The organism is Streptococcus sp. bf_0095 (assembly GCF_004166885.1).
Taxonomy (GTDB): Bacteria; Bacillota; Bacilli; order Lactobacillales; family Streptococcaceae; genus Streptococcus.
Window position 1 is genome coordinate 167,832 of record NZ_RCYU01000001.1, and the last position, 25,938, is coordinate 193,769.

Sequence of the window (25,938 nt, forward strand, 5' to 3'; positions counted from 1 at the left end):
CTTGTGAAACTCATTGACAGAGAGAGGCTTTTCCGCTATTCTAAGGGAAATAATAGAAATAAAAGGGAGACAGCATGAAACGGAGCTACTGGCAGGATCTGAAGGGGGCCTTTTACTTAATCTGGCGCAACAAATGGTCCTTTATCTCTGTGGGAATCCTTCTGCAGTTTGTGGTTGGTATTGGGGCTGCGAACTTGAGCTTGGTGTCCCTCAGTACGAGTGAGTAGGAATACGGTTTAAATAGAACTCGGCCTAACTGGCCTTCAAGTTGACCAAATCGGAATATTCTTTAGTGATGATACCTAAATGTTTGATTTTTCTCCTATATTCCTCTATACTAAATAGTATGAATAATGAAAGTCGTCCCTACAGTAACGCTGTCAGGGCGCTTTCTCTTTCTATAGCTTTCTTTTGCAGGCGCAATCCTTTCAGAACGAAGGACTGTTTCTTTGTTCGGAAATGGATGACTTGCTAAAGAAAACTTTACTAACTAGTATTTTTAGGAGGTAACTATGCTTCAGTCATTGATTGCTGAAATCAAGGAATACAAGAAACCCTCTATTCTAGCCTCACTCTATATGGTGTTTGAGGTCATGTTTGAGATTTCTATTCCATTCATTATGGCGACGCTTCTGGACAAGGGGGTTCAGAAGGGGGATATGACCACTGTTCTGACCTATGGTCTCCTCATGTTGGTCTTCGCCTTTCTCTCTCTTTTCTGTGGAATACAGTCGGCTCGCTACGGGGCTTTTGCTTCAGCTGGCTTTGCTAAGAATCTACGGAAGGCAATCTTCAAGAAGATCCAAACCTTTTCCTTTGAAAACATCGATAGTTTCTCCTCAGGTGGTCTGGTAACCCGGATGATGACGGATGTGACCAATGTGCAGAACTCCTATCAGATGGTGATCCGGATCTGTGTGCGCGCACCGCTCAATCTGATCTTTGCTATTGCTGCTAGCTACTTGATCAATCCGCAGATGGCTAGTATCTTTGTAGGGATTACCCTCTTCTTGGGTCTGGTCTTGGGTGTGATTACTAAGATCGTCTATCCACTCTTTACCAAGGTCTTTGATGCCTATGATAACTTGAACAATAGCATCCAGGAAAACATCACCAACATGCGCGTGGTCAAGTCCTATGTCAAGGAAGAAGAAGAGACTGTCAAGTTTAAGAAAGCTTCTCGCTTGATCTACAACATGTTCATGAAGGCTATTCGCATCGTGATTTTGAGTAGTCCAGCCATGATGCTCTCCTTGTATGCTTCCTTTATCTTGATCTCTTGGATCGGGGCACAACTCATCGTGGGTGGAAGCTTTACCACTGGTGAGCTGACGTCTATGTTTGCCTATGTCATGACCATCCTTATGTCCCTCATGATGTTTATGATGATCTTCGTTATGCTCTCGATCTCTATGGCATCTGTAGAGCGGATCAATGAAGTCCTTGGGACAGAGTCAACCATCGTCTCTCCGGAGAACGGTCTGACAGAAGTAGCAGATGGTTCTATTACCTTTGACCATGTGGACTTCGCCTACACGGATGAAAATGGCGACAAGGCCCATGTCTTGTCCGATATCAACCTCAGCATTCGCTCGGGTGAAGTGATCGGGATCCTTGGGGGGACTGGTTCCGGTAAGTCTAGTCTGGTCCAGCTCATCCCTCGTCTCTATGATGTGGAGTCAGGTAGCGTCAAGGTCGCTGGTCAGGATGTGCGAAACTATGATTTGGATCATTTGCGCAAGCAAGTAGCCATGGTGCTTCAAACCAATGTCCTCTTCTCTGGTACCATCAAGGAAAATATGCGCTGGGGGAATAAGGATGCGACGGATGAAGAAATCATGGAAGCTTGTAAGATTGCTCAAGCGGATGAATTTATCCAGAACTTTAAGGATGGCTATGATACCATGATCGAACGTGGTGGAGCCAATGTGTCAGGTGGTCAGCGTCAACGTCTCTGTATCGCCCGCGCTCTCTTGATGAATCCAAAGATTTTGATCTTGGATGATTCGACCTCGGCTGTCGATACTAAGACCGATAGCCTGATCCGTCAAGGATTGGCTACCAGTCTTAAAGACACAACTAAGATCATCATTGGCCAACGGATCTCTTCTATCCAAGATGCAGACCGAATCGTGGTCATGAATGATGGGAAGATCGATGCGATTGGTACTCACCACGACTTGATTGAGACCAATGCCATCTACCGTGAAGTCTATGACATGCAAACCCAAGGGAAAGGAGGACAAGCAGATGAAGAATAAGAAAAAAGCTAGCTGGGGCTCTCTCGTACGCTTGCTAGACTATATGTGGAAACAATATAAGTTTGTTCTCCTACTAGCGGCTATCCTCATTGTGGCAGCCTCCCTCTCTACGGTCTATATTACCTCCTCTATCCGGGCCTTGGTGGACCAATACATCCAACCTATGTTAGATAGTGGTAGCAAGGACTTTGGTCCTCTCCTCAGCTTCTTGATGATGCTGGCAGTAGTCGGTATTTTGGGTGTTTTGGCCAACTATGGCTTCTCCCTCATTATGGCGACAGTATCTCAGGATACATTGCGCTCTCTGCGGAACCAGCTCTTTGCCCGTATGCAGAAGCTCCCTGTGAAGTACTTTGATACCCACCAGCACGGGGATATCATGTCTATCTATACCAATGACATCGACGCCCTTCGCCAAGCGATCGAGCAGTCTATCCCGCAGCTCTTGCAGTCTGCCATCACGATCATCGGTGTAGCAGTCAGCATGCTTATGATCAGTCCTCTCCTTTTCCTTCTTGTTCTTTCGATGGTCGGCGTCATGGCCTATGTCATCAAGGATATCTCAGGCAAGTCTGGTCGCTATTTCGCTGATCAGCAAAAGAACCTAGGGATTGAAAATGGCTTTATCGAAGAGATGATGGCTGGTCAAAAGGTAGTCAAGGCCTTTGTCCACGAAGAAGAGAGTATTGAAGCCTTTGAGCGGATCAATGACCAACTCTTTGAATCTTCTTATCAGGCCAACCGCTATGCAAATGTCCTGATGCCAATCTTGGGGAACCTGGGAAATGTCTCCTTCGTCTTGACCTCATTGGTCGGAGGGATCTTCGCCTTGAATGGGATCAGTGGCCTCACCATTGGTGGCCTCATGGCCTTCCTCCAGCTCAACCGTTCCTTCAACGGGCCTATCACTCAAGTATCGCAACAGTTGAACTTTGTCCTCATGGCTCTAGCTGGGGCAGATCGGATCTTTGATCTCTTGGATGAAGAAGTCGAAGTGGATGAAGGGAAAGTGACCTTGGTCAACTATGAAGAGGTCGATGGTCGCATGGTCATCACTGATAAGAAGACCAACCTCTGGGCTTGGAAACACCCGCGGGAAAATGGAGACTATGAACTGGTCAAGCTGGTCGGAAATGTCGTCTTTAACAATGTAGACTTCTCTTACAATGATAAGAACCAAATCCTCTACGATATCAACCTCTATGCGGACAAGGGGCAAAAGGTGGCCTTTGTCGGCGCGACAGGAGCAGGGAAGACCACCATTACCAACTTGATCAACCGTTTCTACGATATTCAATCAGGATCTATCACCTATGATGGTATCGATGTGAAGCTGATCGAGAAGGCTTCGCTCCGTCGTTCGCTAGGGATTGTCTTGCAGGATACCCACCTCTTCACTGGAACGATCGCAGAAAATATCGCCTATGGTCGATCAGATGCGACCCGGGAGGAAATCCTGGAAGCAGCTCGCATTGCCAATGTGGATTCCTTTGTCAAACATTTGGACCAAGGCTACGATACTGTCTTGAGCGATGATGGAGCTGGTCTATCCAACGGTCAACGTCAGCTGATAGCCATTGCGCGTGCTGCCTTGGCCAATGCGCCGGTCTTGATCCTTGATGAAGCGACCTCCTCGATTGACTCACGGACAGAGAAGATGGTTCAAGAGGGGATGGATCGTCTGATGGCCGGACGGACCGTCTTTGTCATCGCCCACCGTCTCTCTACCATTGTCAACTCGGACGTGATCATGGTCATGGACAAGGGACGCATCATCGAGCGAGGCAACCATGCTTCCTTGATGGCAGAACGCGGGACTTATTACCGCCTCTACACCGGTGGTCTTGAAATTGATTAACACAAAAAAAAGTCTGAGCGTTGGCTCAGGCTTTTTGCTTATGGATAATGTTGTCTTTGAAACTTTCCTTAGGTGAGATCAGACGTCAGCGAACTTCGAAGAAGTTCCATGACTTAGTTTTGAACCTGTAGTTTCAAAATTTCCGTGAGGCTGGGACAAAAGTTCTAGCCTCTAAATTGTCTTTGGATTGTTGATCAAGACGCAGTGGTTGAGTGGGCTCTACAACGCTGATTTCATCAGCTTTTATAGTCCTACTCAACTGTGCGGAGGTGGGACGACGAAATCGAATTCTAACGAATTACCGATTTCTGTCCCACTCTCTTTTTATGACTTCACTCATTTCCATGGTATAATGGGGGGACTATTCATAGAGAAGATCAAAAGGAGACAAGAGTGGATCAAAAACATCACTGTCAAGTCCTATGGGCGAAAAATAAATACCTGGTACTGAGTCGTTCTAGTAATATCTACAAGGAGATCCGAGAATACCTTAAGCAAGACCAGGTGGAGGTCAGCCACGTCGAGGACCTGATCCAGCAAGCTCTGGCCTTGCCGGAAAATCGTGGCCAGGTCTCCAATGCCTTTCAGCATATCTGGGGTTATTTCAAAAAGCAGGCGACTGCAGAGGAAAAGGCGGACTTTATGTTGCTACTTGAGAAGTACCAGCATGGGCAAGCTCGCCAAGAGGATCTTATCAAGGGAATCCAAAATCTCCTTGAGCGCTATCCTAATCGCTATTTACAAGATTCGACGCTACTAGGAGGTCAATAGATGAGACTCTGGCACCAAGACTTGATTCCCAAACTCCCTCGTCCCCAGCTCCTGGGCCAACACCGGGAATGCTGCGCCCTAAGGGGCAATGGCTGGGGCAAGAAGCACGCGACGGTCAACTATGTCTTTGACTACTCGCCTTATCGCCTCTATGCCTATCACCGTTTGATCATGGAGGAGATGACCATTCGTGGATACAAGGTCAGCCAAGAGTGGTGGGATCCGACCTACCGAGGCAAGACCTGCCCAGCCTATCCAGAACTGGAAAAGGAAGCTTTGAGTGCCCCCATCTATCCTGAGCACCAAGCTACTTACCTCCAAGAATGCTTGGAGAATCTAGCAGAAAAGGGAATTCAACTAGACTAAGAAAAACGAACCAGACCAGGTTCGTTTTTTTGCGCGAAAAACCAACAAAATGCTTTGAAAGCGTTAATTTCTTTCCCAAACATGCTATAATAATAGGAGATTATGCACAGGAAAAGGATAGACGGATGAAGGCAGTAGCAACTCCAGAACTTGAGATTGAAAGAGCGGAGTAGCACAGCTTTAATAGGATGATGATATGAAAAGACAAAAAGATTTTTCTGAACTAACCAGGGTACAAATCCCAGCAGCCCTGCACCTCATGCGTATGGGCTATACCTATCTTCCACGCAATGGGAAGGAGATTGCAGAAAGAGATCCAGATACCAACATTCTTGTATCTGTTTTTAAGGAGCAATTTTTAAAATTTAACAACTACTTGACAGAGGATGACTTTGAGAGAGAACTAGCCAATATCAAGTTGGAACTGGATCAAAACGACTTGGGACGTTCTTTCTTTAAACGTCTGCAAGGTCAGGAAGATGCCATTTATATTGATTGGGAGTATCCTGAAGCCAACACCTTCCATCTAGCCCTTGAAGTTACTTGCCAAAATGGTCAGGATGAATTTCGCCCAGATATCGTTATTTTTGTCAATGGTCTGCCTCTTTCTTATATCGAGGTTAAACAGCCCAACGCTATCCGTGATGGGAAGACTGGGATACAGTCAGAGCAGGACAGAACCAGATACCGTTTTGAAAACCGTAAGTTCCGTCGTTTTAACAATATCACCCAGTTGATAGCCCTCTCTGATAACTTGCCCTATATCAGTGGACAAGGTCAGCAAAAACAGGGTTCTTATTACGGTTCAAACGCCTATTCAAAAACCAAATTTAATGCTTTCAAGGAAGAAAGAGAAGAAGATTTCCTTCATTCCCTTACTACACTAACCGAGGAGCAAATCGACTTTGTTCTAGAAGACATGAATCGCTTTGCTCTCAAGTCCCAGCCAGAGTTTACTACAAACCTAAACTCTGATACCCCATGTAATGCTTTCCTGACTTCTTTATGCCAGAAGGAACGCCTGCTTTTTATGCTTCGTTTTGGTCTGGTCTATGTCGAAGAAGAAAGCAAGGATGGTCAGATACAGTTGCAGAAGCACGTCATGCGCTATCCTCAGTATTTTGCGACACGTGCCATCGAAGAAACGATCGCAAAAGGTGTTAAGAAGGGAGTTATCTGGCATACCCAAGGTTCAGGTAAGACTGCCTTGGCTTTCTTTAATATCCGCTATCTGACCAATTATTTCTCAAAAGAGGGAATCGTTCCTCAGTTTTACTTCGTCGTCGATCGTTTGGACTTGGCAGACCAGGCCTTTAAGGAATTCACCAAACGAGGCCTCAAGGTTAAGCGCATCAATAACCCACAAGAACTGAATCAAAAACAAGACGGTTATGATGTCGCTGTGGTCAATATTCAGAAATTCAAGGATGATTCGGATCTGACAGACCGATCTGGCTATGATCTCAATCGTCAAAATATCTACTTTATTGATGAAGCCCACCGTTCTTACAATGAACGAGGTTCCTATCTGCCAAATCTCTATCAGGCAGATACCAAGGCCATTAAGATTGCCTTGACGGGAACGCCATTGATCACCTATAAGAAAGATGGCAAGACCAAGGAAAGTCATGTGACCACGCGTGATATCTTTGGGGACTATATCCACAAATATTACTACAACCAGTCTATCGATGACGGCTTTACCCTACGCTTGATGCGAGAAGATATCGAGACTTCGTATAAAGATAATCTTAGATCTATCAACGAAGAAATTCAACGTGGCGACCTATCCAAGGAAGATATATTTGCCCATCCGCATTACGTAGAACCTATGTTGGACTTTATCATCGAGGACTTTAATCGTGCGCGTGATCTGGTCTTTGATGATCAGACTATTGGTGGCATGATTGTCTGTGATTCGTCCAAGCAGGCACGTGAGCTTGAAAAGCAATTGGAAGAACGTCGTCAAGCTGGTTCAACCAAGTTGACTTCGGCTCTTATCCTTCACGATGAGGGTGACAAGGAAGAGAAGAAAGATAAGGTAGACGCCTACAAGGAAGGCAAGATTGACCTTATCATCGTCTATTCCATGCTCCTGACAGGTTTTGATGCCCCTCGTCTCAAGCGCCTCTATCTAGGGCGCAAGATCAAGGCTCACAATCTTTTACAGACTCTAACCCGTGTCAATCGCCCCTACAAGGACTATCTCTTTGGCTATGTCATCGACTTTGCGGATATTTCCAAGGAGTTTGACAAGACCAACCGCGCCTATCTGGAAGAGCTCAATCAAGAGTATGATGTGACTCTGACAGGAGAAAAGGGTGAGGATGTTTTTGGCTCTCTCTTTGTGTCAGCAGAAGATATTTCTGAAGAGTTGAGCAAGACCGAGCATATCCTCATCGACTATCCAACGGACAATCTAGAGTACTTCTCCCAAGCCATCAACGATATCAAGGATAGGAAGCAGTTAATCGATCTTCGTAAGGCCTTGGAGTCTATCAAGCAGTACTACAATATCGCACGGCTCCTTGGCTACGAACACCTGCTCCAGCAGATTGACATCGCTCAGATTGCAATCCTGCTCAATATCCTCTCTAGACGGATGCTGACACTGTCTCTGATAGATAAACCAGATGATTTCTCAAGTCGGACACTCTTAAATCTTGCCATGTCTGAAACTAGCTTTAGCTTTGTTAAGATTGCAGAAGAAGAACTTCGCCTAGCAGCCAATGACCTAGAAGATTGGAGATATCGGGTAGCTGGTAGGATTAAAAAACAGCGTGATGAAAAGGATCCTGAGTGGGTCTCTCTCTACGAAGAATTCCAACGTATCATGCAAAAACATTTTATCTATGGTCAAGAAGGCTATACAATGGAGAATATCAAAGAAACCCAAAAAGACTACGAAGAACTCTTTAAGTCCGTGGAGGATTATCATACTCGTATGAGACGTCTAACCATGAACTTTAATGGAGATAAGATGGCGGCTCGTTCCTACAAACACGTGACCAAGTCGACTATGGTCAGTGAATTTCCAGCTATTTACCATGTTATCAAAGATTCTAAGGTTAAATTAGACCATAGAATCGGTCAAAATCAAGGGATTCTAGATAATGAGGAATATTTAAAGCGAATGATTCGTGAGCAAGCACGCAAAGAGATGAAAAGTACAGAATCAGCTGGAAACGAAAAGTTGACAAAACAAGACTTCAACAATCTTGTTGAAGCTTTATTTGAAGAATATGAACAGGAATACCAACACTAATGAATGAAACATACAAAGTCCAAGTCCAAGGCTTGGTAGATGATTTGAAAGCTGTCTTTACTCATGCGGGACTAGGAGGAGAAGCGGGTGAGTACAAACTCCTCACCCAGTCCTTCCTCTACAAATTTTTAAATGACAAATATTTGTATCAAGCCAAGGTCCTAGATGAGTCCAACACCTATGAAAACTTGTTGGCTATGAGTGAGGAAGACTACGAATGGCTCTTGGAGGATATCGGTACCAGCACGGCTTGGCTCAAGCCAGACCAGTTGATCGAAACCCTCCATCGTCAGCAAAATGAGCCGACTTTTTACGAAACTTTTGAAAATACCCTCAACCAAATCGCCATTGACAATAACGATATCTTCTCTGTGCATACAGAAGGAGACACAACTGTTCGTCTCTTTACGGAGCGTCTGATTACCGATAACATCTCAGATAGTAGTAAGCGCAACGAAGTTGCCAAATCCATCATCAATCTTCTTGCACGCGTCAAGTTTGATGAAGCTATTTTTTCACAAGGTTTTGACTTTTTCTCTACCCTCTTTGAGTATATGATCAAGGACTACAACAAAGATGGTGGGGGGACCTATGCTGAGTACTATACACCTCACTCAGTAGCTAAGATTATCGCGGATATCTTGGTGGGAAATGACCAACCGTCAAACGTGCGTATCTATGATCCGTCAGCAGGTTCGGGTACCTTGCTTATGAATCTAGCTAGTCGTATTGGTGTGGAAAAAACTACAGTCTATAGCCAGGATATCTCGCAAAAGTCCTCTAATCTCCTCCGTCTTAATCTGATTTTGAATGGATTGCAACACTCCATCCATAATATCGTTGAAGGAAATACCATTCTGCGGAATCGTCATCCTGAAAAGATGGACTATATCGTGTCGAACCCTCCTTTCAAGCTGGACTTTTCAGAGTGGCGTGACCAAGTGGAGATCTTGCCAGAAGCTAGCGAGCGATTCTTTGCAGGAGTGCCAAAGGTTCCAGCCAAGTCTAAGGACAAGATGGCTATCTATGAGCTCTTTGTTCAGCATATCATCTACTCCTTGAAACCAGATGGTAAAGCAGCTGTTGTCTTGCCGACAGGCTTTATCACTGCCCAGTCAGGGATTGATAAGGCCATCCGTCAACACTTAGTGGACAATCAAATGCTGGCAGGTGTTGTTTCCATGCCGTCCAATATTTTTGCGACGACAGGAACCAACGTTTCTATCCTATTTATTGATAAGAAAAATAAGGGTGATGTCGTCCTCATCGATGCTTCAAATCTCGGAACCAAGGTCAAGGAAGGCAAGAACCAAAAGACTGTACTGTCTCCTGAGGAAGAGCAAAAGATCGTCGAGACCTTTATCAAGAAAGAAGCCGTCGAAGATTTTTCTGTTACTGTCTCTTATGAGGATATCAAGGAGAAAAACTACTCTCTCAGCGCAGGTCAGTACTTTGACATCAAAATCGACTATGTAGATATCACAGCAGAAGAGTTTGAAGCCAAGATGACCGCCTTTCAAAACAAACTCTCAGACCTCTTCCAGCAATCGCATGCATTGGAGCAGGAGATTGAAGAGCAAATGAAGGGGATCAAGTATGAGTGAGTGGAAATCATTAAGTAGTATCACTTCTAAAATTGGAAGTGGATCAACTCCGAGAGGTGGGAATTCTGTCTATTCTGATAGTGGAATATCTTTTATCAGGAGTCAAAATGTTCTGGATATGGATTTTTCTACAGAAAATTTGGCTTTCATAAATGATGAACAAGCAGAAAAGTTAAATAATGTAATTGTAGAAAAGAATGATATATTATTAAATATCACTGGTGACTCTATTGCAAGATGTACAGTTGTTCCAGAAGAAATATTACCAGCTAGAGTAAACCAACATGTTTCGATAATTCGATGTAAGAATACAGAGGAATCTAAATATGTCATGTATTATCTTCAATACATGAAAAAGTACTTATTACAGATATCTAAAGTTGGTGGAACTAGAAACGCTTTGACCAAAGAAGCAATAGGGAAATTACCGATAAAAATATCTGATGATTGTAATAAAATTTCAAAAATATTAGATAATATTGACCAAAAAATCCAAACCAATAACCAAATCAACCAAGAGTTGGAAGCCATGGCTAAGGCACTCTATGACTACTGGTTTGTGCAGTTTGATTTTCCAGACCAGAATGGCAAACCCTACAAATCATCAGGCGGAAAGATGGTCTATAACCCAGAACTCAAACGCGAAATCCCAGAGGGGTGGGGAGTGGAGAAGTTGGGGGATATTACAATATGCCATGACTCAAAAAGAGTTCCATTATCTAGTAATGATAGAGAGCTTGTAAAAGGGAAAATACCGTATTATGGTGCAACTGGCATAATGGATTATGTCAATGATTATATTTTTGACGGAGATTATGTTTTAATGGCTGAAGATGGTTCTGTAATGACAGAGACAGGAACCCCTATTTTACAACGTATTTCAGGGAAAAATTGGGTAAACAATCACGCTCATGTTCTAGAACCAGTTAAGAATCATAGTTGTAAACTTCTTATGATGCTATTGAAGGATGTTTCAGTTATGAAAATTAAAACAGGTTCAATTCAAATGAAAATTAATCAAGAAAATATGAACAAAATTGTAGTCCCTGCAATTCCGTTGGAATTATTATTTGAGATTAATCAAAAATTAGAAGTAATTGATAAACAGCAACTTAATTTAATCGAAGAGAATAAACAACTCACCCAACTGCGCGATTGGCTCTTGCCAATGCTGATGAATGGACAGGTGAAGGTGGAGTGGGGGAAAGAGGCATAAATTGATTCCAATAAATATTAATGATGAAAAAAACGGGTTGGCTTCTTTTAGTCAACAACCAGATTTTGATGAATATGTTAAGATTTTTCTAATTAAAATTAAGAAAAATGAGATTTTTTTATATAAACAAGATGCTGATAAAAAAACTAAAGAAACTGTGATAAAATCAATTATTGAAAGTATGGGTCAATCTATTTTTAGTAATCGAGAAATAAAACCATATGATCCGGTCGTAACGCATAAGAATGTACATGAGCAAGTAGAGGTGTCGAACTACGGAAATATTCAATCTGTAATTTCAAAATTTAATGATGAACAACAACATCTACTTAGTTCGAGTAGTGAAACTGAAAAAACATTACACAATTATTTGGTTGTCATAAAAAAGGATGATTTAATTAATCTTAAATTCATTGGTTCGTTTGTAAATGCATTTCAGTTAGAAAAAAAGTGGATTATTGGTAATTTTACGGATAGTAAAATTGAATTAAGGGAACAAAATAATCTATTTGGTTTAAACAAGAAGATTGATTTGATGATCGTAAATGATGAAAAAATTTTAATCAATCAAGCAGAATCAAAATTTGATTCTATATTTGGAATGAATCAAAAATTTGCTGAGCAAGCAACAGAAATTCTAAATACTGATGCAAATATAAAAACTATATTTGAACAAGCTTCGATTAATTTTTTGAAAACAAAAGTGATCAATGGTAAAAGACTTGCTACGAGGTTAATTAAAATTGTTTCTGATACGAATCGTTTTACAGAAACAGTTAAACATATTGACAAAATACAAACTATAAAAAATGATCCTAATCATAAATTTTATAAAGAAATTGAAGATGTTACGTTCAGTAATGGAAAGTTAAGTATTACTGATGAGAAAAATTGTGTTCAATTGATTAATGCTATATCAGATGCATTTGTGAAAGCTTACATTTCTGAGATTGAAACTGTTGAAGAAGGACGTATGTAATGCAACGAGATCTTTTTTCTAAATGGTCATTGTTTATCACCTCATATCTACCACTATACTTATGGCTTCTTTTTAGTAATATTAATTATTCCAAATTCTCATTTGAGAGATTAATAGCTCTTGATTTCAATCATAAATTGATTCGTGCAGTTTTTGTTGTTCTAATTTTTATTTCAATTATTAAATTATGGAAATTATTTAAGTTTGACGGTAAGGAAAGTATCAAAATACCGAGAAAAATGGAAATATCACCGGAAAGTGATTCATTGATGAACTACATTGTTACGTATTTTACTCCGTTACTGTCTTTTGATATGAATAATACAACTAGTATTATCATGAATTTATTGTTATTTCTTTTGATTGGATTAATGTATGTTGGTAGTAATGCAAGTTATCTAAACCCTGTTCTAGGAGTTTTTGGGTTTAAGATATTTGGAGTTACAGGTTTTCCTCACGCTCATCATATCATAACAAATCTCTCGTTTGATGATATAGAAACAGCGAGAGCAACAGATGTAGAATTAACTAGTTATAGATTAGGTGATGGAATTTACATTTTAAAAAGAAAATAAGTAACATTTCTTATTCTAAATTAATAACTATAATCCCAGCCAAGTCAAGCTTTGGCTGGCTTTTATTGTTCATTCATGTTATAATTAAATTACCTAAAAGGTAATTTAATTATAACAGAAAGGAACTTATGAAGCTTATCTATACAAACAAAACTGTTAAAAAGCAGTGCACAGAGCTGAGACAGGCGAAAAAGGATTTTTCGGATAAGATTGCGGTAAAGTTGCATCAGTTGATTACCTTTTTGGAAGCAGCGGATTCTTTGGCCAGTGTGACAGCTTTTCCTAAATATCACTTTCACCCACTCAAGGGAAAGAGACAGGGGCAGTTCGCTTTAGATATAGATGGTCGAAAAAGTTCCTATCGTTTGATTGTCGGTTTTCTTGAAGAGGATCTAGAAAAGGTATTTCCTAGTCCTGTTGAAATCGAAATCCTAAAAATAGAGGAGGTCAGCAATCACTATGAGTAATAAAATTGTTGAATACAAAGACCTGATTGCTTTTCATCCAGGTCAGTATGTTGAAGAGTTGATTGAAGATTATAATGTAACGCAGAAAGAATTTTCGGAGCGTTTGGGAGTTTCAGCAAAGACTGTCAGCAAGCTAGTCAATGCTGAGGAGTCCATTAGTAAAGAGACAGCTCATAAGTTAGCCAAGCTAAGCGGAATTTCCATGCAAACTTGGCTTAATCTTCAAAATGCTTATGATGTAAAAGTTGCAGAGATTGTAGAACAAAAAGAGCTAGAAGAAGGTAGCGAGAAAGAAATCTGTGAGATGATTGATTTCAAATATTTTAAGGCAGAAGGCTACGTTCCAGATAAACGCTATAGCTTGAAGGAGAAGATTGTCGAGCTTCGCAAGATTCTCGGTGTGGCAAGTTTAGAAAACCTTACATCTTTTAACCATCTAGTCAGCTATCGGAATACGCGTGAATTCACGACCAAAAGTATAGTTAACTCCAATATCATGCTGGAGTTGGCGTCTAAAAAAGCGCGTGATGTAACGAGTACTAAGCTCAATCGCAGAAAGCTTGAGAGAAGCTTACCTGCTTTGAGAAAGTTGACCAGACAAGACCCAGAAGTCTTTCCTCAGTGCTTGTCTGATATCTTGTTAGACTGTGGTGTTGTTTTAGTCGGTCTACCTGCGTTGCCAAATGCTAATCTGAATGGAGCGACTAAAAAATTCAGTAATGGTAGTGCCTTGCTTTTACTCACTGATCGAAATAAAGTATCCGATATTTTCTGGTTCTCACTCTTTCATGAGATAGGACATATTCTGGAGAATGATTTTTCATCTGATGATGGAAATAGTGAATCCTACCGTCGTTCTGAGGAACGGGCAGACCAGTTTGCAAAAGATCTCTTGATTAGCCCAGAAGACTATCAAGTTTTTGTTGAAAAAGGAAACTTTGATAAGTCAGATATCCTTCGCTTTTCTGAGGAGATAGATATTCATCCTAGTATTGTTTTAGGAAGATTGCAGAAGGATCAGTATCTTGGATATGAGCAGTTCAGAGAGTTGAAGGTGAACTATTACTTTGTTTAAGTAAATGGTGACTGAATAGGATTTTGTGTCTTGATGTGACTGTAAACTGTTTAGTTAAGGATTATCATAACTCACCCTCCTTAGTTTTCTAAGGAGGGTTTTTTGTCGAGTTGTTTTTCTTGCTTCTTTTATGAAAGAGTGTATAATGATGTAATACAAAATATTACAACCAAAATAGAACCGAAAAGGAGAAACCTATGACCTACGCCTACAATAGTAAGATTTATTTGGCAGAAGTAGTGCTGAATGTGAAGGATCTGGCTCGCCAAACCGCTTTTTACACGCAGATTCTAGGTTTGGAGATCCAATCTCAGACGGAGGAGGAAGTCCTTCTTGGGGCTGGAGGCAAGCCCTTGGTGCGTCTCATCCAAACGGATCGGACTGAGGCTCTTAAGGCCAGTTATGGTCTCTATCACATGGCCATTCTCCTACCTAGTCGGGAGGACTTGGCGGATGTCTTCAAGCATATGGCTGAGCTGAACGTTCCCTTTGTCGGGGCTGCGAATCATGGCTACAGTGAAGCCCTCTATCTCGAAGATCCAGAGGGCAATGGCATCGAGCTCTATCGGGATAAGCCAGTGGCGGAGTGGGATATCCGTGAGGATGGTCGCATCATCGGGGTGACAGAAGAACTCTCTGCTCAAGAGATCTATGAAATGGGGCGCAAGGTGGAACCCTTCCAGATAGCGTCCGATACCCGCATGGGACATGTCCACCTCTCTGTTAGAGATAGCCGAGCAGCGTCCACCTTTTATCAAAAAGTGCTGGAATTAGCTGATAAGTTTACGGTTCCATCTGCCAGCTGGATTGCCTCTGGAGACTACCACCATCACCTAGCAGTCAATGAGTGGGCTGGCAAGCACTTGGCCAAACGGGAAGCCCACCTTCCTGGTCTTGCCTATTACGTCGTTCAAGTAGAAAAGAAAGAAGACCTGGTTGCCATCGCAGAGCGAGCAAAAGAGCAGGAGGCAGCTGTCAACTGGTTGACCTCAAGTGAGCTCGAGTTTACAGACCCGGATGGGATTGTCACCCGTGTCAGAAAGGGTTAGAAAACTTGATAAATCTGTCTTTTTGAGAGAAAAAATAAAAAAATAGTAATAACTAGTAATATTCAAGATGTAATTCTTGACTTTACATCTGGGTCGTGTAGAATAGTACTTGTAACAAATGATATTACAACAGAAAGAAGAAACATCTATGAAAAACATTTTATTTATCGTCGGATCTCTTCGTCAAGGATCATTCAACCAACAAATGGCTGAGAAAGCAGAAAGCCTTCTTGAAGGAAAAGCAACAGTGACGTACTTGGACTACAAGGACATCCCTATGATGAACCAAGATTTGGAAACTCCAACCTTGCCAGCAGTGCAAGCGGCGCGTGATGCAGTCCTTGCTGCGGACGCCATCTGGATCTTCTCACCAGTCTATAACTTTGCCATTCCAGGTGTGGTGAAAAACTTGATCGACTGGCTCAGCCGTGCCCTTGATCTTTCAGAAACTCGTGGCCCATCTGCTCTTCAAGACAAGATCGTAACAGTCTCTTCAGTTGCTAATGCTGGACACGAGCCAATGTTTGCAGCCTACCAAGCCCTCTTACCATTCGTTCGTACCCAAGTAGTGGGAGACTTCACAGGAACAACCGTTAACCCAGAAGCCTGGGCAACAGGCGAATTGGTCTTGACAGACGAAGCAATCGCAGGATTGGAAAAACAAGCCCAGGCCCTATTGGAAGCATAAAAAAAGTATAAAAAAAGTTGAGACAGAAGTCTCGGCTTTTTTAAATACTAAACAATTGTCCAAAGAGGTAGGTTACACCCATGGTAAGTAGTCCAATGACCAAGTTACGGATCATGGCTTGCTTGGTTGGGGCTTTTCCTAGCTTGGCGCTGGTGTAGCCAGTAAAGAGAAGGGAAAGGGCTACGATGATCACCGTTGCGGGAATTCGGATTTCTTTGGGAAAGAGAAGGATGGACAGCATGGGAGGAAGAGATCCGAGGACAAAGGCAACAAAGCTAGACATAGCCGCATGCCATGGATTGGTAAACTCTTCAAACTCTAGGCCATACTTTTCTTCCACCAAGGCCTTGAGAGGGTGTTTGAGAAAGGCCCGCTCGGTCATGATTTGAGCAGCTGTTTCGCATTCCCCATTTTGAATATAGGCTGCGTAGAGGGAGTCGCGTGCAGCTTTTGGATCGCGGTCCAAAAGGGCTTGTTCTCGACTCACAGCGGCTTCTTCTGTATCCTTTTGAGTCGATACAGACACGTATTCACCACCTGCCATAGAGAAGGCACCAGCTAGAATTGCAGAAAGGCCAGATAGAAAGATGATCCAGAGGTTACTGGTCGCACTGGCAACCCCAATGACAACTCCAGCGATTGAGATAATGCCATCATTGGCACCGAGCACTCCAGCCCGTAAGATATTTAAGCGGTCGTTAAAAGAGGTATCAACCCCATGTTTTGTTTCAGTCATACTTTTCTCCTGATTTCTTATTTAGAATGATTATAATTAAATGTTTATCAGTTTGCAAGTCTTTTGTCCCAAATGATAAAAGTCCGACAATTTAAGAAAAGTCTAATGACCATTTAATCCTGAGTTAATCCTAAGGTAAGAGAGGGAAATATAGATATTATAGTGTTTTGACATTCGAAATAATTTTAGATATAATTTACAAAAGTAAAAATATTTATAGGAGAGAACCATGAAAAAATTAGTCGCAAGTGGAATCACTTTGCTTTCAGTCTTGACCTTGGTCGCATGTTCGGGAAATCAAACTGCAAAACCAGAGGCTTCTTCAGAGAAATCTTCTAGCAAGGTGGAAAAGAAATCTTCTTCCTCTAAGAAAACATCCTCATCTAAGAAGAAATCATTTTCATCAAAGAAATTTGAATTGACGGATGATACAAGTAGCTCTTCCAGCCAGTCTTCATCAGGCTCTGGCGCTCAAGCAACAGCCCCAGAAGTTGTTTTGGTAACGGATCAAGAAATTGAAAATGCGAAAACCATTGGGGAAATCAAGGCGCTTTATGCTAAACTAGCTGAAAATTATAAGAAGCATGCCAATGAATTGGGAGAAAAGTTGCCAAAATCTGAACAAGAATCTTACTTCAAGACCATAGAACCTGGTATCAAGAAGATGGATGAAGAGTTGGCTTCTGTGAATGAAACACTTGCTCAATTTGGAGATGATACAACGCTATTCCCAGAAGAGCACCGTGCTGCCTTTATCGAGGCCTTCAAAGCAACCCGTGATACCATGACAAATGCTTTGGTAACTGCTTATAAGTTTGTTGGAGGTTTGAGTAGCTAAGGCCTCTGTCTTCTCTGTGGGGACTCAGTTTCCTCAGCTGTAGATTGGATCTGAAAAGAAATAAAGAAAGAGAGAGTGGGACAGAAATCGGTAATTCGTTAGAGTTCGATTTCGTCGTCCCACCTCCGCACAGTTGAGTAGGGCTGTAAAAGCTGATGAAATCAGCGTAGTAGAGCCCACTCAACCACTGCGTCTTGCTCGACAATCCAAAGACAATTGAGAGGCTAGGACTTTTGTCCCAGCCTTTTTTTGCTATCTATCTGAGCTAGTCTTTTAGGGGCAGTCGTGCTATAATCGTACTAGCAGATTATTGAAGGAGAAATTCATGAATCAAACAGTTGAATATCTAAAAGAACTCACAGCCATCGCATCACCGACAGGGTTTACAGAGGAAGTGGCCAACTACCTGGTCAAGACCTTGGCGGACATGGGCTACAGCCCTGTTCGGACAGCTAAGGGGGGTGTGACAGTCGTCCTCAAAGGGGAAAATGACGAGCAACACCGCTACATCACGGCCCATGTGGATACGCTTGGAGCGATCGTACGGGCAGTTAAGCCAGATGGCCGTCTCAAGCTGGATCGTATCGGTGGCTTCCCTTGGAACATGATCGAAGGGGAGAACTGTACCGTCCATGTAGCCAATACCGGTAAGACCCACTCCGGTACCATCCTTGTCCACCAAACCTCTTGCCACGTCTACAAGGATGCAGGAACAGTAGAGCGGACCCAAGACAATATGGAAGTGCGCTTGGATGAAAAAGTGACCTCTGAAAAAGAAACGCGTAACTTGGGGATCGAAGTGGGAGATTTTATCAGTTTTGATGCTCGGACTATCGTCACAGATACGGGCTTTATCAAGTCTCGTCACTTGGACGATAAGGTCAGCGCTGCTATCTTGCTCAACCTTCTCCGCATCTACAAAGAAGAATGCGTGACCCTTCCAGTAACGACTCACTTTGCCTTTTCTGTCTTTGAAGAAGTGGGACATGGGGCTAACTCTAGCATCCCAGCTCAAGCGGTTGAATATTTGGCAGTAGACATGGGAGCTATGGGAGATGACCAGCAGACAGACGAGTACACGGTTTCTATCTGTGTCAAAGATGCTTCTGGTCCTTACCACTATGGTTTCCGCCAGCACTTGGTGGCCTTGGCCAAGGAGCAAAACATCCCTTACAAACTAGACATCTATCCTTTCTATGGCTCGGATGCCTCTGCAGCCATGAGTGCAGGTGCAGAAGTCAAGCATGGTCTTCTCGGAGCAGGGATCGAGTCTAGCCACTCTTATGAGCGGACGCACGTGGATTCTGTGGTGGCGACAGAGCGTATGGTCGATGCCTACCTCAAGAGCGACTTGGTCAAATAAGCTTCGTTTTCAAGGTTAAAACATAGGATTGAATCTGCCTGGTCGAGTTGACTGGGTAGATTTTTTAGGATAAACTGTCAAAAAATTCTTGACAAGCCAAAAAAATGTAGTAAAATATGTAGTAAATCAGAAAGTAACTAGTCTAAGATTTTCAGGGAGCCTGCGGGTATTGTGAGCAGGTAGTCGGGGTTAGTGAACATTGGGCTGATTGTTTAGAGTAGGAGAAGATAACACATATTCTTCTCGGTAGGCACCCCTTATCGTGCGACTCCTTGTTAGAGGAGATAGAGATAATGGTCGCTTTCTACCCTTTTGACCATTAACTGAGGTGGTACCGTGTTAAACCCGATTTAATGCCCTCACAGAGTGTTACTCTGTGAGGTTTTTTGTATTCTGTTGAAGTTGGTCAGCTTGCTAACTTCGAAGAGGATTGGATGTGCTTGGATCAGGACTTGCATCGCTTCGTCCCTAGGAAAAGAAAGGAATTCCTATGAAAAAAATTTTACCAGCTGATACCTTAACCCCCATTCTAGCCTACATGCGTGTCAAAGGTGACCATAAGGTCATCCTTGAGTCGATCCCGCGTGAGAAGGAGAATGCCCGCTTTTCTATCGTGGCCTACAATCCAGTATTTGAGGTGACCTATCAGGATGGCATCCTTTATGAGAATGGCAAGGTGCTGGAGCAAGATCCTTTTGACTACCTCCACCAGGTAACGGTCAAGGGGCTGACGTCTGATCTTCCTTTCGCTGGTGGGGCCATCGGTTTTGCAGGCTACGATATGATCGGAGTCTATGAGGAGATTGGCTCCATTCCTCGGGATACCATCGGGACGCCAGATATGCATTTCTTCATCTACGAGTCCTATTTGATTTTTGACCACAAGAAGGAAAAAGTCTATGTGGTGGAAGACAATATCTACTCTGGTCGAAGCAATGATGCGGTCCGCCAATCACTGGGGCAAGTGGTGACCAATCTGCAAACCCAAGCACCCAACGAGTTCACCCCTCAGGCCTTGCAGGCCCTGCACTTCACCAACCATATCGAGAAGGAAGTCTTTATGGAGATGGTTGCTAAGGCCAAAAAGCTGATCCGTGAAGGCGATATGTTCCAGTGTGTCCTCAGTCAACGCTTCTCAGCAGACTTCGAGGGAGATCCCTTGGATTATTACCGAAATTTGCGCGTGACCAATCCGTCCAACTATCTTTATTTCTATGACTTTGGAGACTACCAGATCATTGGGGCCAGTCCGGAAAGCCTGGTATCGGTGAAAAAAGGAGAGGTGACGACTAATCCAATCGCCGGAACTCGACCTCGTGGAGCGACGGAAGAAGAGGACCAAGCTCTGGCTCATGAACTCCTTCACGATATCAAGGAAACTGCCGAACACCGTATGCTGGTGGATCTGGGACGCAATGATATCGGGAAAATCGCCCAAAATGGGACGGTCGAAGTGACCAAGTATATGGAGGTCGAGTATTTCCGCTATGTCATGCACCTGACCAGTGTGGTCAAGGGGCAACTCCTTCCTCACCTAACAGCCCTGGATGCCCTTAAGGCTACACTACCAGCGGGAACAGTCTCTGGAGCTCCTAAGATTCGGGCCATGCGTCGGATCTATGAGTTGGAACAGGAAAAACGTGGAGTCTATGCAGGTGCAATCGGCTATCTCTCCTCGACAGGGGACATGGACTTTGCTATTGCAATTCGGACCATGATCCTCAAAAATCAAAAGGCTTATGTCCAGGCAGGAGCAGGGATTGTCTATGACAGTGTTCCGGAGAATGAATTTTACGAGACGATTAACAAGGCAAAATCGATGACAAGAATAGGAGATGTTCAATGATTTTATTAGTGGATAATTACGATTCCTTCACCTATAATTTGGCCCAATACTTGGGAACTTTTACAGAGGTTGAGGTCTTGCGAAACGATGACGAGCGCTTGTATGAGCAGGCGGAGGTGGCAGATGCCCTCGTCTTCTCCCCCGGTCCAGGCTGGCCGGCAGATGCTGGGAAAATGGAAGCCATGATCAAGGACTTTGCAGCTAAAAAACCTATGTTGGGGATTTGCTTGGGTCACCAGGCCCTGGCGGAGACTTTTGGTGGCAAGTTGCGCTTGGCTAAGAATGTCATGCATGGCAAACAAAGCCAGATTACCTTTGAAACGCCATCTCCCATTTTCAAAGATATTGAGAATGATGTACCCATCATGCGTTACCATTCTATCGTCGTTGACCAAATGCCAGAAGAATTTGAAGTTACGGCCATTACCACGGACGACCAAGAAATCATGGCCATTCAACACAAGAGCCTGCCCATCTACGGACTTCAGTATCATCCTGAGAGTATCGGCAGTCCAGATGGTCTAAAAATGATCGAAAATTTTGTGAAGCTCGTCCTAGACTAGACCGGCAGTTCCAAGCAGATAAAATTTCAATTGAATCGTGTAGAAAAGACAAGAGGAAACCCTTATGAAAGAATTATTCTTACAAATCTCTAATCGCCAAGACTTGACGCAAGAGCAGGTCCAAGAAGTCTTTGATCAAATCTTGCAGAACCAACTATCAGAAAGTCAAATCGCTGCCTTTTTGATGGGACTCAAAACCAAGGGGGAAACAGCGGACGAAATTACGGGGATCGTTCGCGCCTTAAAGGCCCATGCGACGGTATTGCCCGAGACTTTTTCAGATGCTATGTGCAACTGTGGGACTGGTGGCGATCAATCCTATAGCTTTAACATTTCGACGACCGTTTGCTTCGTTTTGGCTGCTGGAGGGATCCGCATGGCTAAGGCCGGCAATCGCTCTGTTTCTTCTAAGTCAGGGTCTGCAGATGTCCTAGAAGCGCTGGGCATCAACGTGGCTGCCTCACCAGAGACTCTCTCTAAAGCCTTGGACGAGGTTGGCTTGGCCTTTATCTTTGCGCAGACCATGCATCCGGCTATGCGCTTTATTGGCCCTGCTCGTCAAGCTATGGGGATTCCAACTATTATGAACCTGGTTGGTCCGCTGGCCAATCCACTGGATCTTGAAACCCAACTCATGGGGCTCTATCGTGTTGAGTTGCAAGAGATTGTCGCGCGTGCCATCCAGCAGTTGGGACGCAAACGTGCCGTCGTCATCACAGGTCCTGACAATATGGACGAAGCGGCTCTTTATGGAACCAATACCTACACCCTGCTAGAAAATGGCAAGATCAGCCAGCATACATTCACCTATGAAGATCTGGGGATGGACAAGGTGGAGCTGTCTGAAATAACTGGTGGCGATGCCAAGGAAAATGCAGAAATTCTCCTCAGTGTCTTGAAGAATGAAGCCAGCCCTTATCTGGAAACAACAGTTCTCAATGCTGGTCTTGGCTTTTATGCCAATGGAAAAGTCGCAAGCATCAAAGAAGGTGTGGAGTTTGCGCGTCAATTGATAGCTGATGGTTCTGCCCTTGCTAAATTGCAACACTTACAAGAGGTTCAAGTATGAGTAAAGCCTTTCTACCGACGATCCTAGAACAAAAAGAAAAAGAAGTGGCGCAACTGGTCATGGAAGACCTCCAGCCTCTTCGTCAGACCTACCGTCTCTATGATTTTCTCAAGAGCCATCAAGAGCACTTGCAGATTATCGCTGAGGTGAAGAAAGCCAGCCCTAGTATGGGGGATATTAACTTGGATGTGGATATTGTCGCTCAAGCCAAGACCTATGAAGAAAACGGGGCAGCCATGATCTCAGTCCTGACGGACCAAGTCTTCTTCAAGGGAGATCTAGACTACCTTTGTGAGATTTCTTCCCAAGTGTCGATTCCAACCTTGGCCAAGGATTTTATCATTGATGAGAAACAAATCGTCCGCTCTCGTAATGCCGGAGCGACGGTCATTCTCTTGATTGTCGCAGCATTGCCAGAAGTCCGGATTAAAGAACTTTACGACTTTGCGACGGGGCTAGGTTTGGAAGTGCTTGTAGAGACCCATAACTTAGCTGAGCTCGAAATCGCCCATCGGATCGGGGCGGAGATTATCGGGGTCAATAACCGGAACCTGGTCACCTTTGAAACGGATCTAAATACCAGTCTTGAATTGTCCACACATTTCAAAGACCAGCCGGTTTATATATCGGAGTCCGCTATTTTTAATGGGTCAGATGCGGCTCTAGTCGCTCCCTACTTTAATGGGATTTTGGTAGGGACTGCCCTCATGACAGCAGGAGATGTAGCAGAAAAGGTCAAGGAGTTACAAATTGACAAAGGTTAAAATATGCGGCCTGTCTACAGCGGAAGCCGTGGAGACGGCTGTCCTAGCAGGAGCAGACTATATCGGCTTTGTATTCGCTAAGAGCAAGCGGCAAGTCAGTCTGGAGCAAGCCCAGGAATTGGCAAAACGGGTGACTGGTAAAACCAAAATTGTCGGAGTCTTTGTCTCACCGAGTCTAGAGGACTTAGAGTTAGCGATTGGTCGGGTTCCCTTAGACATGGTTCAGATTCATGGAACCTTTGATGAAGCGCTGATACCAAAGACTTCAGTTCCCGTCATTCGCGCGATCCAGCTCAGTGCTCAGGAAGCCCAAGTGTCAAGCCAGGCAGATTATCTACTCTTTGATGCTCCAGTAGCTGGGAGTGGGCAAACCTTTGATTGGGACTTGCTGAAAGATCAGAAGATCCGGCAGGACTTCTTTATTGCAGGGGGCTTGACAGTGGACAATGTCCGCCAAGCTCGAGAGACCTTTCAGCCCTATGCCCTGGATGTCTCTTCAGGGGTCGAAACAGACGGACACAAAGATATAGAAAAGATAAAAGCATTTATAGAAGGAGCGAAAGCATGAACTATCAACTACCGGATGAAAAAGGGTTTTATGGAAAATTTGGGGGCCAGTTTGTCCCAGAAACCCTGATGACAGCCGTGATCGAACTGGATAAGGCGTACCGAGAAGCCAAAGCAGATCCAAGCTTTCAAGCGGAATTGGATGACTTGCTCAAGAATTATGTAGGACGGGAGACTCCTCTATACCACGCCAAAAGCCTCTCCAAGCACATCGGAGGAGCACAAATCTACCTGAAACGAGAAGACCTCAACCATACAGGGGCCCACAAGATTAACAATGCCCTTGGTCAGGTCTTGCTGGCTAAACGGATGGGCAAGAAGAAGATCATCGCGGAGACAGGGGCTGGTCAACACGGAGTTGCGACAGCGACGGCAGCAGCACTCTTTGAGATGGAGTGTACCATTTATATGGGAGAAGAAGATGTCAAACGCCAGGCCCTCAATGTCTTTCGGATGGAGCTCTTGGGAGCAAAAGTCCATAGTGTGACAGACGGATCGCGCGTGCTGAAAGATGCGGTCAATGCGGCCCTTCGTGCATGGGTAGCTGGGATTGATGATACTCACTACATCATGGGATCTGCCCTTGGACCAGCTCCTTTCCCAGAGATTGTCCGAGATTTTCAATCTGTGATTGGTAAGGAAGCCAAACGTCAGTTTGCAGCAATCTCAGGTGGAAAACTTCCTGACGCGGTCCTAGCCTGTATCGGTGGGGGCTCCAATGCCATTGGCATGTTCTATCCTTTCGTAGAAGATGAATCAGTAGCCATGTACGGAGCAGAAGCTTCTGGTCTTGGTTTGGATACGGACAAACACGCGGCGACCTTTGCCAAAGGTCGTCCAGGAATTCTTCACGGAGCCTTGATGGAAGTGCTTCAAGATGCCCATGGACAGATCATGGAAGCTTTCTCTATCTCTGCTGGATTGGATTATCCTGGTGTGGGTCCAGAACATTGCTATTTTAATGAAATTGGCCGGGCAAGCTATGATTCCATCACGGATGAAGAAGCCCTCGAAGGATTTAAGTTGCTTTCTCGTTTGGAAGGGATCATTCCAGCATTGGAGTCCAGTCATGCTATCGCTCTAGCGCAAAAAGTCGCAGCAAAAATGACTCCGGACCAACATCTCATCATCTGTCTATCTGGTCGTGGAGACAAGGATGTCATGCAGGTGAAAGAACGGTTTGAAGCAGAAGGGAAGTAGAGATGACCAAAACACTAACTCAGCATTTACAAGCTATTAAAGACAGCAAGCGTGGAATTTTTGTCCCTTACATCATGGCGGGGGATCATGAGAAGGGACTAGATGGGCTTTTTGAGACAATTCAGCTCTTGGAGGAAAGTGGGGCATCGGCTATTGAAGTGGGGATTCCCTGGTCGGACCCTGTAGCGGATGGGCCAGTCATCGAGATGGCTGGGCAACGCAGTTTGGCCAAAGGAGTGACCTTAACCGCTATTGTAAAAAAACTCCAAGAACAAGAGACCAAGATTCCCCTGGTCATCATGACCTATATCAATCCAGTCTACCAATATGGGATTGAAGCCTTTATAAAAGAATTGGCTTCTACCTCCGTCAAAGGCTTGATCATTCCCGACTTGCCAAATGAGCATGCGGATATGATAGCACCTTACTTGGAAGGGAGTGATATTGCCCTTGTTCCCTTGGTCAGTTTGACCACAGGCATCGAACGCCAAAAGGCCTTGATCCAAGAAGCAGAAGGCTTTATCTATGCGGTAGCCATCAATGGGGTTACTGGAAAGATGGGCAACTACCGGGACGACTTGGATCAGCACTTAGCGACCTTGAGAGACTTGGCCACTATTCCAGTTCTGACAGGATTTGGGGTCTCCACCCAAGAAGATATCCAACGCTTTAATCAGGTATCAGATGGTGTCATCGTGGGGTCAAAAATTGTTCGGGACCTTCATGAGGGCAAAACCAGCGATGTTAAGGCTTTTGTAGACTATGGTTCACACTTTAATAAATGCTAAGGATAAGAAAAATTACAAAATTTAATAAAT

Annotated in this window: 24 protein-coding genes; 23 read left to right on the plus strand and 1 reads right to left on the minus strand. The window is 43.8% G+C overall.

Features of this window, described 5'->3' with window-relative positions; translation table 11 throughout:
• Nucleotides 1–74: 74 nt before the first annotated feature.
• The 14 genes from EAI95_RS00895 to EAI95_RS00960 all read left to right on the plus strand — a co-directional run bounded on the left by EAI95_RS00895 (nucleotide 75) and on the right by EAI95_RS00960 (nucleotide 16,174).
• Nucleotides 75–227 carry a hypothetical protein gene (locus EAI95_RS00895; protein WP_023027043.1) on the plus strand — a complete coding sequence of 51 codons (153 nt, stop codon included), beginning with the start codon at nucleotides 75–77 and terminating at the stop codon, nucleotides 225–227.
• Nucleotides 228–512: 285 nt separating this feature from the next.
• On the plus strand, nucleotides 513–2,261 hold the full coding sequence (locus EAI95_RS00900; protein ID WP_129821917.1) for an ABC transporter ATP-binding protein: 1,749 nt from the start codon (nucleotides 513–515) through the stop codon (nucleotides 2,259–2,261).
• Complete coding sequence (locus tag EAI95_RS00905) at nucleotides 2,251–4,119, plus strand: ABC transporter ATP-binding protein (protein ID WP_129821918.1); 1,869 nt, start codon at nucleotides 2,251–2,253, stop codon at nucleotides 4,117–4,119. The genes EAI95_RS00900 and EAI95_RS00905 overlap by 11 nt, the downstream gene beginning before the upstream one ends.
• 393 nt (nucleotides 4,120–4,512) lie before the next feature.
• Nucleotides 4,513–4,890 (plus strand): YbgA family protein, encoded by a 378-nt coding sequence (locus EAI95_RS00910; protein ID WP_129821919.1) that lies wholly within the window; start codon nucleotides 4,513–4,515, stop codon nucleotides 4,888–4,890.
• A complete protein-coding gene (locus EAI95_RS00915) occupies nucleotides 4,891–5,256 on the plus strand; it encodes a TIGR02328 family protein (RefSeq protein WP_129821920.1) in 366 nt (121 codons plus the stop codon).
• Nucleotides 5,257–5,452: 196 nt separating this feature from the next.
• A complete protein-coding gene (locus tag EAI95_RS00920) occupies nucleotides 5,453–8,521 on the plus strand; it encodes a DEAD/DEAH box helicase family protein (protein ID WP_129821921.1) in 3,069 nt (1,022 codons plus the stop codon).
• Nucleotides 8,521–10,125 (plus strand): class I SAM-dependent DNA methyltransferase, encoded by a 1,605-nt coding sequence (locus tag EAI95_RS00925; RefSeq protein WP_129821922.1) that lies wholly within the window; start codon nucleotides 8,521–8,523, stop codon nucleotides 10,123–10,125. Before EAI95_RS00920 ends, EAI95_RS00925 begins: the two co-directional genes overlap by 1 nt.
• Entirely contained in the window at nucleotides 10,118–11,341 is a 1,224-nt protein-coding gene (locus tag EAI95_RS00930) for a restriction endonuclease subunit S (protein WP_129821923.1), read from the plus strand. Before EAI95_RS00925 ends, EAI95_RS00930 begins: the two co-directional genes overlap by 8 nt.
• Nucleotide 11,342: 1 nt before the next feature.
• Nucleotides 11,343–12,320, plus strand: coding sequence for a hypothetical protein (locus EAI95_RS00935; protein ID WP_129821924.1), 978 nt, complete (start codon nucleotides 11,343–11,345; stop codon nucleotides 12,318–12,320).
• Nucleotides 12,320–12,895 (plus strand): hypothetical protein, encoded by a 576-nt coding sequence (locus tag EAI95_RS00940; RefSeq protein WP_129821925.1) that lies wholly within the window; start codon nucleotides 12,320–12,322, stop codon nucleotides 12,893–12,895. The genes EAI95_RS00935 and EAI95_RS00940 overlap by 1 nt, the downstream gene beginning before the upstream one ends.
• 128 nt (nucleotides 12,896–13,023) lie before the next feature.
• A complete protein-coding gene (locus tag EAI95_RS00945; protein WP_023027033.1) occupies nucleotides 13,024–13,362 on the plus strand; it encodes a type II toxin-antitoxin system RelE/ParE family toxin in 339 nt (112 codons plus the stop codon).
• Nucleotides 13,355–14,437, plus strand: a complete 1,083-nt coding sequence (locus EAI95_RS00950; protein WP_023027032.1) for a HigA family addiction module antitoxin — start codon at nucleotides 13,355–13,357, stop codon at nucleotides 14,435–14,437. The genes EAI95_RS00945 and EAI95_RS00950 overlap by 8 nt, the downstream gene beginning before the upstream one ends.
• Before the next feature lie 197 nt (nucleotides 14,438–14,634).
• Nucleotides 14,635–15,486, plus strand: coding sequence for a VOC family protein (locus EAI95_RS00955; protein WP_023027031.1), 852 nt, complete (start codon nucleotides 14,635–14,637; stop codon nucleotides 15,484–15,486).
• Between the two features lie 148 nt (nucleotides 15,487–15,634).
• Complete coding sequence (locus EAI95_RS00960; protein WP_023023759.1) at nucleotides 15,635–16,174, plus strand: NADPH-dependent FMN reductase; 540 nt, start codon at nucleotides 15,635–15,637, stop codon at nucleotides 16,172–16,174.
• 40 nt (nucleotides 16,175–16,214) lie between these two features.
• On the opposite strand, the gene EAI95_RS00965 is transcribed toward EAI95_RS00960, so the two are convergent.
• The gene (locus EAI95_RS00965) at nucleotides 16,215–16,910 is read right to left on the minus strand and encodes a VIT family protein (protein WP_129821926.1); all 696 of its coding nucleotides are present in this window, start codon (nucleotides 16,908–16,910) and stop codon (nucleotides 16,215–16,217) included.
• A 229-nt stretch (nucleotides 16,911–17,139) separates the two neighbouring features.
• Between EAI95_RS00965 and EAI95_RS00970 the strand changes: the two genes are divergently transcribed.
• The 9 genes from EAI95_RS00970 (at nucleotide 17,140) to trpA (ending at nucleotide 25,908) form a co-directional block, all read left to right on the plus strand.
• Nucleotides 17,140–17,748, plus strand: a complete 609-nt coding sequence (locus tag EAI95_RS00970) for a hypothetical protein (protein WP_129821927.1) — start codon at nucleotides 17,140–17,142, stop codon at nucleotides 17,746–17,748.
• A gap of 325 nt (nucleotides 17,749–18,073) precedes the next feature.
• Nucleotides 18,074–19,111, plus strand: a complete 1,038-nt coding sequence (locus EAI95_RS00980) for a M42 family metallopeptidase (RefSeq protein WP_129821928.1) — start codon at nucleotides 18,074–18,076, stop codon at nucleotides 19,109–19,111.
• Between the two features lie 490 nt (nucleotides 19,112–19,601).
• Nucleotides 19,602–20,957 (plus strand): anthranilate synthase component I, encoded by a 1,356-nt coding sequence (trpE, locus tag EAI95_RS00985; RefSeq protein WP_129821929.1) that lies wholly within the window; start codon nucleotides 19,602–19,604, stop codon nucleotides 20,955–20,957.
• On the plus strand, nucleotides 20,954–21,520 hold the full coding sequence (locus EAI95_RS00990; protein ID WP_129821930.1) for an aminodeoxychorismate/anthranilate synthase component II: 567 nt from the start codon (nucleotides 20,954–20,956) through the stop codon (nucleotides 21,518–21,520). Before trpE ends, EAI95_RS00990 begins: the two co-directional genes overlap by 4 nt.
• Before the next feature lie 64 nt (nucleotides 21,521–21,584).
• Complete coding sequence (gene trpD / locus EAI95_RS00995; protein ID WP_129821931.1) at nucleotides 21,585–22,589, plus strand: anthranilate phosphoribosyltransferase; 1,005 nt, start codon at nucleotides 21,585–21,587, stop codon at nucleotides 22,587–22,589.
• Nucleotides 22,586–23,353, plus strand: a complete 768-nt coding sequence (trpC, locus tag EAI95_RS01000) for an indole-3-glycerol phosphate synthase TrpC (protein WP_129821932.1) — start codon at nucleotides 22,586–22,588, stop codon at nucleotides 23,351–23,353. Before trpD ends, trpC begins: the two co-directional genes overlap by 4 nt.
• Nucleotides 23,340–23,921 (plus strand): phosphoribosylanthranilate isomerase, encoded by a 582-nt coding sequence (locus EAI95_RS01005; protein WP_129821933.1) that lies wholly within the window; start codon nucleotides 23,340–23,342, stop codon nucleotides 23,919–23,921. The genes trpC and EAI95_RS01005 overlap by 14 nt, the downstream gene beginning before the upstream one ends.
• Nucleotides 23,918–25,120: a tryptophan synthase subunit beta gene (gene trpB, locus EAI95_RS01010; protein ID WP_129821934.1), complete on the plus strand. Its 1,203-nt coding sequence runs from the start codon at nucleotides 23,918–23,920 to the stop codon at nucleotides 25,118–25,120. Before EAI95_RS01005 ends, trpB begins: the two co-directional genes overlap by 4 nt.
• A gap of 2 nt (nucleotides 25,121–25,122) precedes the next feature.
• Nucleotides 25,123–25,908 carry a tryptophan synthase subunit alpha gene (gene trpA / locus EAI95_RS01015; RefSeq protein ID WP_129821935.1) on the plus strand — a complete coding sequence of 262 codons (786 nt, stop codon included), beginning with the start codon at nucleotides 25,123–25,125 and terminating at the stop codon, nucleotides 25,906–25,908.
• The last annotated feature ends 30 nt before the right edge of the window (nucleotides 25,909–25,938 follow it).

Coding starts and splice junctions, on each gene's coding strand:
- EAI95_RS00895 (WP_023027043.1), top strand. CDS start 75: ATGAAACGGAGCTACTGGCAGGATCTGAAGGGGGCCTTTTACTTAATC.
- EAI95_RS00900 (WP_129821917.1), top strand. CDS start 513: ATGCTTCAGTCATTGATTGCTGAAATCAAGGAATACAAGAAACCCTCT.
- EAI95_RS00905 (WP_129821918.1), top strand. CDS start 2,251: ATGAAGAATAAGAAAAAAGCTAGCTGGGGCTCTCTCGTACGCTTGCTA.
- EAI95_RS00915 (WP_129821920.1), top strand. CDS start 4,891: ATGAGACTCTGGCACCAAGACTTGATTCCCAAACTCCCTCGTCCCCAG.
- EAI95_RS00920 (WP_129821921.1), top strand. CDS start 5,453: ATGAAAAGACAAAAAGATTTTTCTGAACTAACCAGGGTACAAATCCCA.
- EAI95_RS00925 (WP_129821922.1), top strand. CDS start 8,521: ATGAATGAAACATACAAAGTCCAAGTCCAAGGCTTGGTAGATGATTTG.
- EAI95_RS00930 (WP_129821923.1), top strand. CDS start 10,118: ATGAGTGAGTGGAAATCATTAAGTAGTATCACTTCTAAAATTGGAAGT.
- EAI95_RS00940 (WP_129821925.1), top strand. CDS start 12,320: ATGCAACGAGATCTTTTTTCTAAATGGTCATTGTTTATCACCTCATAT.
- EAI95_RS00945 (WP_023027033.1), top strand. CDS start 13,024: ATGAAGCTTATCTATACAAACAAAACTGTTAAAAAGCAGTGCACAGAG.
- EAI95_RS00950 (WP_023027032.1), top strand. CDS start 13,355: ATGAGTAATAAAATTGTTGAATACAAAGACCTGATTGCTTTTCATCCA.
- EAI95_RS00955 (WP_023027031.1), top strand. CDS start 14,635: ATGACCTACGCCTACAATAGTAAGATTTATTTGGCAGAAGTAGTGCTG.
- EAI95_RS00960 (WP_023023759.1), top strand. CDS start 15,635: ATGAAAAACATTTTATTTATCGTCGGATCTCTTCGTCAAGGATCATTC.
- EAI95_RS00965 (WP_129821926.1), bottom strand. CDS start 16,910: ATGACTGAAACAAAACATGGGGTTGATACCTCTTTTAACGACCGCTTA.
- EAI95_RS00970 (WP_129821927.1), top strand. CDS start 17,140: ATGAAAAAATTAGTCGCAAGTGGAATCACTTTGCTTTCAGTCTTGACC.
- EAI95_RS00980 (WP_129821928.1), top strand. CDS start 18,074: ATGAATCAAACAGTTGAATATCTAAAAGAACTCACAGCCATCGCATCA.
- trpE (WP_129821929.1), top strand. CDS start 19,602: ATGAAAAAAATTTTACCAGCTGATACCTTAACCCCCATTCTAGCCTAC.
- EAI95_RS00990 (WP_129821930.1), top strand. CDS start 20,954: ATGATTTTATTAGTGGATAATTACGATTCCTTCACCTATAATTTGGCC.
- trpD (WP_129821931.1), top strand. CDS start 21,585: ATGAAAGAATTATTCTTACAAATCTCTAATCGCCAAGACTTGACGCAA.
- trpC (WP_129821932.1), top strand. CDS start 22,586: ATGAGTAAAGCCTTTCTACCGACGATCCTAGAACAAAAAGAAAAAGAA.
- trpB (WP_129821934.1), top strand. CDS start 23,918: ATGAACTATCAACTACCGGATGAAAAAGGGTTTTATGGAAAATTTGGG.
- trpA (WP_129821935.1), top strand. CDS start 25,123: ATGACCAAAACACTAACTCAGCATTTACAAGCTATTAAAGACAGCAAG.